The 11,115-nt window shown below is 38.8% G+C and carries 11 protein-coding genes and 1 other annotated feature; of the genes, 10 read left to right on the forward strand and 1 reads right to left on the reverse strand.

Translation table 11 applies throughout. The features are described 5' to 3' along the window. Positions 1-17: 17 nt before the first annotated feature. Positions 18-241: a binding site (T-box leader), on the reverse strand. A gap of 580 nt (positions 242-821) precedes the next feature. From BBG47_RS25750 to BBG47_RS25795, 9 genes are all read left to right on the forward strand, one after another. Beyond that, positions 822-1,172 carry a hypothetical protein gene (locus BBG47_RS25750; protein WP_254659929.1) on the forward strand — a complete coding sequence of 117 codons (351 nt, stop codon included), beginning with the start codon at positions 822-824 and terminating at the stop codon, positions 1,170-1,172. Between the two features lie 158 nt (positions 1,173-1,330). Then, positions 1,331-1,822 (forward strand): hypothetical protein, encoded by a 492-nt coding sequence (locus tag BBG47_RS25755; RefSeq protein WP_065294117.1) that lies wholly within the window; start codon positions 1,331-1,333, stop codon positions 1,820-1,822. Positions 1,823-2,546: 724 nt separating this feature from the next. Further along, on the forward strand, positions 2,547-3,323 hold the full coding sequence (locus tag BBG47_RS25760) for an alpha/beta fold hydrolase (protein WP_065294118.1): 777 nt from the start codon (positions 2,547-2,549) through the stop codon (positions 3,321-3,323). A gap of 473 nt (positions 3,324-3,796) precedes the next feature. Next, positions 3,797-4,126, forward strand: coding sequence for a hypothetical protein (locus BBG47_RS25770; RefSeq protein ID WP_083189615.1), 330 nt, complete (start codon positions 3,797-3,799; stop codon positions 4,124-4,126). Positions 4,127-4,324: 198 nt separating this feature from the next. Further along, positions 4,325-5,119 carry a hypothetical protein gene (locus BBG47_RS25775; protein ID WP_065294120.1) on the forward strand — a complete coding sequence of 265 codons (795 nt, stop codon included), beginning with the start codon at positions 4,325-4,327 and terminating at the stop codon, positions 5,117-5,119. A 319-nt stretch (positions 5,120-5,438) separates the two neighbouring features. Further along, complete coding sequence (locus tag BBG47_RS25780) at positions 5,439-5,906, forward strand: NUDIX hydrolase (protein ID WP_065294121.1); 468 nt, start codon at positions 5,439-5,441, stop codon at positions 5,904-5,906. Between the two features lie 99 nt (positions 5,907-6,005). Then, positions 6,006-6,437: a hypothetical protein gene (locus BBG47_RS25785; RefSeq protein ID WP_065294122.1), complete on the forward strand. Its 432-nt coding sequence runs from the start codon at positions 6,006-6,008 to the stop codon at positions 6,435-6,437. A gap of 38 nt (positions 6,438-6,475) precedes the next feature. Next, positions 6,476-7,642, forward strand: coding sequence for an alanyl-tRNA editing protein (locus tag BBG47_RS25790; protein ID WP_065294123.1), 1,167 nt, complete (start codon positions 6,476-6,478; stop codon positions 7,640-7,642). A gap of 152 nt (positions 7,643-7,794) precedes the next feature. Further along, positions 7,795-8,361: a DL-endopeptidase inhibitor IseA family protein gene (locus BBG47_RS25795; RefSeq protein WP_065294124.1), complete on the forward strand. Its 567-nt coding sequence runs from the start codon at positions 7,795-7,797 to the stop codon at positions 8,359-8,361. A gap of 422 nt (positions 8,362-8,783) precedes the next feature. Here BBG47_RS25795 and BBG47_RS25805 read toward each other — a convergent pair whose 3' ends face one another. Beyond that, the gene (locus BBG47_RS25805) at positions 8,784-9,044 is read right to left on the reverse strand and encodes a hypothetical protein (RefSeq protein ID WP_065294125.1); all 261 of its coding nucleotides are present in this window, start codon (positions 9,042-9,044) and stop codon (positions 8,784-8,786) included. 621 nt (positions 9,045-9,665) lie between these two features. Between BBG47_RS25805 and BBG47_RS25810 the strand changes: the two genes are divergently transcribed. Further along, positions 9,666-11,115 (forward strand): condensation domain-containing protein (locus BBG47_RS25810; RefSeq protein WP_254659928.1); only part of this gene is annotated, 1,450 nt, incomplete at its 3' end.

Here is an 11,115-nt window from a genome sequence, read left to right on the forward strand (position 1 = left end):
ACGTCCCTACGTAAATACGTAGGGACGATATATATCGCGGTACCACCCTAGTTGTGAAAAAATTCTTCACCACTTTATTTGATAACGGTATTCACTACCGTCTTTCATTTCCTCACAACGTGAGATTTATGAAAGATGCTCCAGGACGAACTTCATGAATAATCTATATGCTGATTCACACCAACCATCAGCTCTCTGAGATAGGGAGATTTCCACTACTTTATCCTTTCATAGCCCAAATATGTAGTTTTCCGAAATGGATATTAACATTTTTATCACGCATTAAAAATTGTGTCAACTAATTTTTGATTTTCTATGTATTATTCTTTTATTTTTCGCTATAAAAATACTTTTGAATGAATACTACTAAACCTATTTCCACGATATGCCTTTACTTGAAATTACAAACGGTTGTAATATTTAGTCAGGAAATATTCCGAAAAATTAACTGAATCTAGCTTATATTTAGTTGAGAAATTCGGATTGAAGCCGATTCAAGCAAGTAGTGAATCTGTAAGTGAAGCGGCTAGAGAGCTGAAGCTTAAACATGGCCTTGATAAAGTTAATAATTTATAACGTAGATCAGAAGTTTTTAGTAAAAAGAACTTTTGATAAAGTTAGTGGGAAATTGTCAGTAAGCCACATGTGGTCAATCAACTTTGTCACTAGTAATACTGGGATAACAGTAACTGTATTGAATATCGGCAATGATTCATAACGTGGCATCATCTAAAATAAACAACCATTATTTTCTCTTTCCAACTAAGTGTAGCCGATCCAAATGACCAATGATGTATGAGAGGGTGAGATAATTGAATCTAATGCAACTTAAGATGCCAGCAGGTTATGCCGTAACCTATAACAAATTCTACGATATAGATCCTATGCTTAGTGAGGGAAATGATTACCTAATTGAGAACTGGGGATTCTTCACAGAAGATTTATTACAGATAGTTAAACTGAAAATTAATAATGGAAGCTGGTACATTCCTGAAAGTGATGACACTTTGCTCTTTGATCTAGGCTGGTACCCAGATTCAGATATAAATGGTCATTACCATTTGCAACTTGTTGATGGACAATGGAATCAAATTAAAAGTTTCTCTTCAAAAGATCGATTTTTAATTAAAGTGGCACTTGAAGAATGGATGGAAGAACATCAAAAAGTGTAAATAGATCATTGTTGCGCAACTCAAAGTAATTAAGGACTGCACATTACTCCGTTTTGTCTAACCTTTTCACTTAACCTCCTTAAGTCTCTAAGGGGAGTCGCTAATAGAAGCGTGATGCGCAATACCTGAATAAAATAAATGTGTGTAATCCTAAGGGGATGGAAGACATAATAAACAAACTATCGGTTGAGAATCGGAAAAGCAAGTATGTAAAAATTGCTCATCCAATAATACTAATTGATGAGCAGCCTCTGGATGACATATTAAATGAATTTTATCCTGATGATATGATTGTAGGTTTGATTCCAACAATCGTTGATTGGATAAGTTATGATGAGGAATCGAAAGTAATAGAGGATATATATGATTCGAAGGATGTTATTAAGATTTTACCGATACTAATGTGTCCGGATGATTGCGATTTGTCATGTACTGTCATTGTTGCAGAGGTGGAAACGACAAAAGATCAGATAAAGTGGACCCGGATTGGAATAGATAAGAATAATCCTATGGAAGTAATTAATAAATATAAATTCTTTGAAACAGGAATTGAATGGCTAGTTAACGTTCCAGGAATGACTTTTAGTAAAGAAGATTACAAATCTTTAGATAAGATTTATAAGCGCAGAACCCCACGCCTAGCTCCTTAAGGCTCTCGGATTCGGAGATAGATACAAGAACATTATGTGAAATACCTGCAAAGGAACTGGTGGTTGGTGACGGAACCCCGTACTCAGCTTATAAGCCTGCAAGGTTAATTCCTTTTGATCCAAAGTGACACGGCTTAGGTCTCTCGGGTTCTCAATCCCAGAACGTATACGAATCGGGGAAAAGAGTGAGTTCGTAAAAGAGAGGGAGTAATTGAGCTGATAATCGAACTAGACGGTTACTTTTTACATAAGTACTTATTGTCTAATTCTGATTTAGAAATAAGTGAACTTGAAAGAGTGTTTGGTCAAATTACTGTTCGAGGTGAAAGACCGGAAGGGATCTATGAATATTTGTGTAAAGAATATGGAATGAAAGAAATTGAAAAAATCAATGATAGAAGAATAGATATAGTGATTGATCTTGATACCTTTAAGATTTACAAACCGATTTTTTAAACATAATATCTGATAGGCAATTCGACGCATACAATAACATCATCTTGCTACACATTTACGCATTGAGCTCCCGGCTCTCATTCCCCGAGAAGAATTCGGTGGAGAAGCGGAAACAGGGAGTCAACCCTACGGAATCTAAACGTGACGCCGACGGTCGCTGACCCTACATAAGATGAAATCTGGATAAATCCAAAAACAAGAACATGAACTGAAATCATTGGAAAACAAGTCAAGTAAGATCAAGTGAAACAGTAAAGGGTGAAATCCAATAAAGCTACATTACACAGAGTCGGGAAATACAGAAGCTTCTCTCATCGTTTTCTTACATGGGGGAGGAGTGAGTGGTTGGATGTGGGCGAAGCAAATTGAATACTTTACTGATTATCATTGCTTAGTTCCGGACTTACCTGGACATGGAAAGAGTCCTTGCACAGACTTCTCAATTCAGAATTGTGCTGAAGAAATATTAAATTTGATTCTAACTAAAGCACAAGGCAAAAAGGTTATTTTAATCGGATTTTCTTTAGGCGCACAAGTTGCTATGAAAATACTAAGTATGAACCCAGATGTGGTAGATTATTCAATAATAAATAGTGCACTTGTTAGACCAGCTCCATTTGTAAATAAAATGATTCAACCTGCCATCCGGTTAACTTATGGGCTAACAAAAAATCGAACTTTTTCGAAGCTTCAAGCCAAACAGTTATACATTGGTGAGGAAATGTTTGAAACCTATTATAAAGAAACCAGTAACATGGATATGAACCTTCTTATTCAGATTTTAGAAGAAAACATGTCTTTTCGTATACCAACAGATTTCAGCAAGTCTACATCAAAGATTTTAATTACGGTTGGGGAAAAAGAGAAGAAAATGATGAGGAAATCCTTATTAGACATCGTAGATAACACAATCCATTGTAAAGGCGTTATCATACCTAATGTTGGTCATGGAGTATCCCTTGCCCAGCCTGAGTTATTTAATAAGCTTGTTGAAGCCTGGATTCATGACCGAGAATTACCGTATGGACTTACCCTCGTAAGGTAATGGATTGACCGTACTTCGAAAAGCCGTTGATTTTCAGTTCAACCTGTTTTCCTACCCACGGGAAAAAGGTTTGCTTACTCAAAGAAAGGTTGGTCGCTAAAATTGCGAATATGGTTTTTATCAGGCTTGTTACTTGTTTTTATATCATTAATAATAGCTTTGATGACAGGAATGACTGAAATTTTAGTTTTTTTTAATTTCATAGTAGGACTAATAAGTCTAGCAATAGCCTTTTATATCTACATAGGATTACGGATGTTGTATATGAAAAATGAGTTTAGTAATAATCATGAAGGAGCTGATTACCAAGGGAGAAAGCGGTTACAATATAAAGTCATTATATTTGGGTTGCCAAATGTAGTGTTTGGAGGGATTGTGAATGAGATTTATAACATTTGGCCTTGGACGAGCTGAAATCATTATTATTACAGTAATGAGATAATCTTTACGAGTGTATATAAGGAGAGACAAAATTGATAATTTGTTTTTACGATAATTCCGAGATTAAGGACGAACCAATTATTAATATTGATCGTGTATATTGTTTGGAATTTGATAAATTCACTAACGATTCATGGGATAGATTGGCTGAAATTTATTCTTTGCTCCCATCTCAAATAATTATAAATCATATTGGTCAACCATGTTGGTTTGGTGAAGAAGGTAAGACTGACTTCTTTCTATGGGCATCAGTAGAACCATCAGGGCTGCAGATTGCAGGGACTCTGAGATCAGGTGATTGGAACGAATGGGAAGGTAAATTTAATAAGTACATAGCTGTGTTTCCCTTTTTTGAATGTTAGCGGTTACAGGAATCGATAGTAACTCGAAAAGAGTCATGGCCTCATCTAACACCATATTTAAGCATTGAGACTATTTTTCCTTGAATGTCAGATGTATAATCATGGAAGGCGCCAACCGCTTATAACACCATCTACGCAGCGGAATTTTCCAAGAACGTCATATCTATTATCAAGTAACGAATAAGGGGACGAGCGGATATGAAAGGAATTACGAATGAAAGATTCGCTGTTATAAGACGTTCCTTTCCATTTTATTTATGCGCTTTATATCTAATTTTAGAGGTCGTTACGATATGGTACTTAAGTAAAGGCGATCATCCAAAAGAAGTGAACTACTTTCAAATAACTGCTGATAACGGTGTTGTTCTTCATGTGCTGAAGACGGAGCCGAGTCGTATTTCGCTTCATAGCATAAACGACAACGTCGTGAAATCGGGAGCCAATGGGATAAATGGTGGATTCTTTTGGGGAAATCAGTTGTTAAGCATCGCGGCTATGGATGGTATGCCCGTAAGTGGAAGTCCAAAAGAATACGGCTCAGGCTGGTTTAACGTCAAATATGCTCGGGGAACCATCGTTTATGATCGGGTCACAAAAATAGTCAACGTACAACGAGCTGCAAGCGTCGATGATCTGCATATCTCAGATGCTGCGAAGTTCTGGGCTCAGGGTGGAATCAGTATGAATATAAAGGACGATAGCAACTGGTATAGAATTGCGGTTCAAGAAGAAGGGTTGCCGTTTCCCGATGACGAGCGCCTTCGCAGTGGTATGGTCTATGATAATTATGGGGAATTATACCTGGTTGTTACTTCTACCAAATGTACGGCAGAAAAATTTCGTACTGCGATTAAGGGAAGTATTGCCGATGGGGAGTTGAATGAGGCCATATTTCTAGACGGGGACGGGTCTTCACAACTACTCGCTGGTAACATCGAACTGAAGGGTGACGGCCGACCAGTGGTGCAGATGATCGCGGTAAATGGAGAATAACAAGAATAACACGATCAAGGCTATCGCCCTTTGATTGTAAGCTGTATAATCGTGGATGGAATGATGACTTAGCCTGAGATAAGAGCTATCTAAGGCTGGGTCATTTCGTATATATAAAAACGTTAGAAAAACGTTAGACGGAATTGTCTGACATGAAGGGAGATAAAGTGAAAATGAAATTGGATATTATACATGTACCATCGGTTTGGGGACTGAATTAAAACATAACATTTCAGGAGATTCAAGTGGTTGGCATTTTGAGTCATTTTTGAATCGTTCTTGTATTCAGAATCTTAAAAGAAGAGGGGATGACAATCCTTTGGATTTTCTATGGTACGAGCTAGATGACATTTTACATGACAAGATTACGTTTGTTGTTATGATAGCAAAATATAAAAATGAACTAATTATAATTAGAAACAGGAATCGAGAAGTTTGGGAGCTTCCAGGAGGAAGAAGAGAAGAAGGAGAATTTATTATAGAAACAGCAAGCAGAGAATTGTATGAGGAAACAGGCTCCATAAAATTCGAATTATCACCATTAGGCATATATGCGTTTCATGATAGTTATGGGATGGCATTTTATGCAGAGGTAGAGGAAATAGATGAATTACCGGAATCAGAGATCGCTGAAATACGATTGATAAAATCATTACCCGAAGGACTGAACTATGGAGAAGTGTATTATAAGATGTATGAGAGACTAGAGCTAGTAAGGAGAACGAATAAAGGATTGAAAACGTATAAAATCAATTACATGGATCGACCTGCTAAATATGAATTTTGAAAGCAAATTCAGAAAATATAATAATTCTTAAACACTTAGCTTCGTATTTCGAAGATCCATTTGGTGATATGTTGAATTTATTTGAAGGATGAACGCAGCATGGACACTTTAGGTATTTGGTCGTCAGGGAAATTTTTTTATGATTGTTTTGAGGACAGTGTAGTTGTTTTTACGGGGACTGACACTGGTTATATCATGTTTTTTAATCTTGTATGTGAGGATATTATCGCGTTTAAGTATCATCAAGATGCTGACGGTGAGTACATAAGTACACGATTTGAATGTTCCTTCGAGGACGGAAAACTTTCACATATCGAAAGAGTGAAGCAAGAAGAGAAGTTTACATACAAGCAATATGAAGAAAAGATTTATACTGGGGAAGTTGTAGAAGTTATCGAATTTGATAAGCCGGTCATTATGGATGATTCTAGATTCGGTCTTGAAACTCGAGATTTAGAGTCAAGTCGTATATTACTTACAATTCAGAAAAGACTTCAGTTAATACCAGAGGAATATAGAGCTCTTTTATAGTAAAGTAAATGTAATCTAGGAACAGTGAGGACATAAAGATGACGAAGAAGCTATATTATGAATCCGCCTATATCCGGGAGTGGAAGACACAAATCACTCGCAGAATGGAGCGGGAGGATGGAACCTATCTGGTATTGAATGAGACAGCCTTTTATCCACATGGTGGGGGACAGCCCTGTGATCTGGGGTGGATCAATAAAATTCCGGTTCTTGATGTCGTTCTCGAGGAAGGGGAAATTCTGCACAAAGTCGAGCGTTCTCCTGAGGTGGAAGAGGTCGACTGTCGATTGAATTGGGATAGAAGGTTCGACCATATGCAGCAACATAGCGGCCAGCATCTTCTGTCAGCTATGTGTCTGGAAGCATGCCAGGCGGAGACGCTCAGCTTCCACCTAGGTGAGGATTATGCCACGATTGATGTTGCCCGACCTGATTTGCCGAAGGATCAGCTTATGATGTTGGAACTGGAGGTTAATGATCAGATTTACCTGAATCGCAAGGTAACGAATTATGTTGTGACTCAGGAGCAAGCGGCCGAGCTGCCGCTAGTGAAGCAGCCGAAAGTAACCGATGATATTCGGATCGTTGAAATCGAAGGTATCGAGTATAACGCTTGTGGCGGCACACACGTCTCAGCAACAGGTGAGATCGGAATGATCAAGCTGTTGAGAGCTGAGAAGCAGAAGGGGCATATGCGTATCTATTTTAAGTGTGGATACCGTGCGTTGAACGAATTTAATGCCGGTGTGGAGATTCTCGGCAGTCTAGCGGCCCGATTCAATACGGGAAAGGAAGAGATCCTGGATCGGATTGAGAAATGGGATCAGGAGCAGAAGCAGCTGCAAGCTGAATTAAATGCGGTGAAGGCTGAGAATGATGCTTATCTGGCTGAGAAGCTGTTGGCAGACCGCCAGGGAAGCTTAGTTAAGCATGTTTTCACGGATAAGATGCTGAAGGACATGCAGAACTTGGCTGGTAAGCTCACTGAACAAGCTGACGTTATCGTGCTTTTCATGTCCAACTCTGATCATAAGGTACTGCTCGCCCGAGCAGGAGAGGATGGTCTTGCCTGCGGTGCCTTCTTCAAACAGCATTTGGCTGATTATCGCGGCAAAGGCGGAGGCAGCGACAAGATGGCACAAGCCGGTTTTGCTACTCGAGAGGATGCAGAGGCATTTTATCAATTTGCAGCAGAGTCATTATAAGGGAAATAGATTTGTTTTAAACAGACAAGACGCGGCCCAGCCTAAGATACCAGCTATCTAAAGCTGGGTTGCGACGCATTTACACCTGTCATCGAGGGCAATGACTAGCAAATACATAAAATGTTCAAGCCAATGAAAAGGGACGATTCAAAGTGAAAATAGTAAAATTAGTATTATTGTTGTTATCTATGCTTTTTCTGCTGGTTGGCTGTACGACAAATGTCGAGCAAGAATTAACGAAAGAAGAAGCGATTCGATTAGCCGTAGAAGGCGAAAACCAGTTATCGACGATTGTTGTATTTGGCCAGATGGATCGTAATAAAGCGTTAGATCTCAGGTGTGATAGCTTTCAATCAGAAGATCACTACTTTACTTATATTTGTGATGCAACAACTGAAGCGGACATTAGAAACAAGCTTGATCCATTTTACACTCCGAAGTACATTGAAGAAATCATGGGAGATTTCCGTATACATCATGATAAAAACGGAGTTCTGGCGGAATTATTCGACGGAGGTTACTCCCAAAAATCAAAGGATTCTATACGCAATGTTACCATCGAACAGAATGGGAACAGAACAAAAGCAATTCTCGATATGTATGTAGGCTTAGACGGAGAAAGAGACGTTAAAACTTCAAAAGTAGAATATGAATATGTACAAAACGCAGGCTGGAGGATTGCATCGAACGGTTTATTATTCTCAGAAATGAAGCAATAATAGGGCAGAAAACTCCCGTCATGTTTTTGATCATACAATCGAAAGCTCTGCTAAAGAGGATGGTTAGTGCCTAAAACCATTGTCCCCCAGGAGCTCTTCATTACGAACATGAGGTTTGCAAGTGGATGGCAGGTCTCTGGTGAGTCCTAGTTGGACTGTAAATTCCTTTAGTAGTATGTGATCAATAGTGAGATCTGAGATCACCTGTTGATAACATAATTCACTAGAGCCACCGACTCCATACATCCGTACTGATTTGCCATTGATAAAGTCAATATCCAGTCCAATAGGTTCGACAAGATCTGTATCAAAAATAGTTGTGGAGCATCCGGTATCTAACAAGACGTTATTAAGAAGGGTGGATTTATTCTTATAGGAAAGAGGGAGAGATATAATAGGAAGACCATTGATAAGATGGATTTTCATCGAAGACCTCTAATACCGGTAAAGGGCTGTTCAATGACTTCAATACATTCATTTCCGGTATAGAATACATAAAGTTCTCTGGAGGGCTCTGCCAGATGAAGCTTCTTGTAAGAAGCCCATGCATGTTTAGGGTCATCAAAATCAGAAACAACGGACATGTCATCGATAGATCGTTTGTAATTATTAGAATGAGTTTCAAGAGCTTCAACCAGAACCCAACGATAGGGGTAGATATCACGGATATTAACCCATTTCATACAGGAACACCTCCAAATGAGTTATAAATTAATTGTACAATCCTATTTAGAAACAAGCAACAATAGCGAACTTCATGAAGAATGACCCAGCGCATAACATTGCATCTAAGATGGGGACAAGCCCTTCGGTATGTTGGGGAAAATAGAGATATTTGAACGTTTGCAGCTACTAATAAAGATAGAGTGTCGGTGATTTGAAGATTAAATATCGTTAAGCTTGAACATAAATGTCGGCGGCTCGTGCCTTTAAGGTACGGGCTTTCTTTGTGTTACTTTCGTTTTTCTGGAGTGAAGCTGTTCATAACTCATATTTCGGATTAGTGAATGCACATTTTGGGTATAGATCATAAACTTTACAATTATGTCAAAAAAACAACAATTAGTATTGTGTTACAAAAAATTAACGAATTTCGACATGATTCTTAATAATTCCTTTATATAATTACAAAAGGTACCATTTGTCGCCGCGATTCGGGCGAAAAGGTGCCAGCAAATTGAAGGGAAGGAAGTGATGACGTCCGTCTTGAATAGAGCGTCATTGATTATGAATTCAATAACTGTACTGTACGGATGTGAAGAAACAGAGTATGGGAACATGTAAAAAATCATATTCGGAAAGGGATGGTTTACTTGTCAAGTAAAACGTTTATCAAAACAATTCCGTTGTCAAAGGGACAAATCCCGTTTATATCGCATGAATCGATGTATCCAAACAACACTTGCTACAATGAATCGTTTGCGTGGCATATTTATTCAAAGCTGGATATAGAAACTGTACAAAATGCTTTTATTGAATTCGTAAAACGTCATGAATGTTACCGAACTGTCTTTATAATGGAAGAAGAGCCTGTACAAAAAGTGTATAGCGAACCAGTTCTCGATTTCAAGTCAATCGCAGTAGGGGACTGGGGAGAGTCGGCAGTTAACCAGTACCTGTTGGCAGAGTCTCAGGAGAGTTTTGACCTGAGCAACGGGCCATTGTTTAAAGTCAGGTTGCTGTGTTTTAGCGAGGAACATTATGTGCTGTACATCGTACTCCATCATATTGTTTTTGATGGCTGGTCTTTATCTCTGATATTAGATGAGTTTGGTTTATTGTATAAACGTTTATATAACGGAGATCTGCAAGAGAATACCCAACTGCAATGCGTGGAGTTCTCATATTCGGATTTTGTCAGTTGGCAGGAAAGCCTGTTACAGAGCGAAGCAGGGCAAACATCAGCACAGTTCTGGAAACATAAACTATCAGGCGAACTTCCTGTGTTGGAACTGCCAGCTGATAAGAAGCGTCCGCCTGTTCCTGCTTTTGCCGGAGGACTGGCGCCTTTTGCCTTGGAGGCAAAAACGAGCGAGAAGCTGTCTGCATTTTGCAACAAAGTAGACAAGTCTTTGAATCGCGTGTTGTTAGCGCTTTACTTTGCTTTTTTACATCGGTTATCGGGGCAAAACGAAATTATCGTTGGAACGCCCAGATACGGTAGAAAAAATCGAGATTTCCATCATTCTTGTGGTTACTTTGTGAATTTACTTCCGATTCGGATGCGTTTTAGTGAAAATTACTCTTTTAAACAATTGCTTCTGCAAGTACAAGAAGAATTAACGGATTGTACCAATCATCAGGATTATCCCTTCTCGCTTATGGTTAGCGAAAACAGTCTTCAGCGTGATATGAGTATTCCAGCAGTTTTCCAAGCGGGGTTTGTACTGCAAAAAGCTTGCAAGCAAGATGCGGCTATTTTTCTGGGCAATGCTACAAATGTTTTCGATTTGCACGGGTTAAAGCTCGCTCCGTTTCCTTTGGAAAAGAAGGTCTCCAAATTCGATCTGACTTTATTTGTTGAACAGGAAAATAATGGAACGATTGCAGCGGATTTTGAATATAATAAAGATATTTTTCATGAAGATTCAATTCAAAGATGGATTCGTCATTTTGATCATTTTATTCAAACGGTTCTGGATAATGCGGAAGAAAGAATGGCTGACATTCGTCTTTTATCTCAGGATGAGGAGCAGCAGCAACTGGTGGCATGGAACCGGACGAAGACGGCGTATCCACGGGATCAGGTGATTC

The organism is Paenibacillus sp. KS1, assembly GCF_001680695.1.
GTDB classification, from domain to species: Bacteria; Bacillota; Bacilli; order Paenibacillales; family Paenibacillaceae; genus Paenibacillus_B; species Paenibacillus_B suaedae.

Coding starts and splice junctions, on each gene's coding strand:
- BBG47_RS25755 (WP_065294117.1), top strand. CDS start 1,331: ATGGAAGACATAATAAACAAACTATCGGTTGAGAATCGGAAAAGCAAG.
- BBG47_RS25805 (WP_065294125.1), bottom strand. CDS start 9,044: ATGAAATGGGTTAATATCCGTGATATCTACCCCTATCGTTGGGTTCTG.
- BBG47_RS25790 (WP_065294123.1), top strand. CDS start 6,476: ATGACGAAGAAGCTATATTATGAATCCGCCTATATCCGGGAGTGGAAG.
- BBG47_RS25775 (WP_065294120.1), top strand. CDS start 4,325: ATGAAAGGAATTACGAATGAAAGATTCGCTGTTATAAGACGTTCCTTT.
- BBG47_RS25785 (WP_065294122.1), top strand. CDS start 6,006: ATGGACACTTTAGGTATTTGGTCGTCAGGGAAATTTTTTTATGATTGT.
- BBG47_RS25750 (WP_254659929.1), top strand. CDS start 822: ATGCAACTTAAGATGCCAGCAGGTTATGCCGTAACCTATAACAAATTC.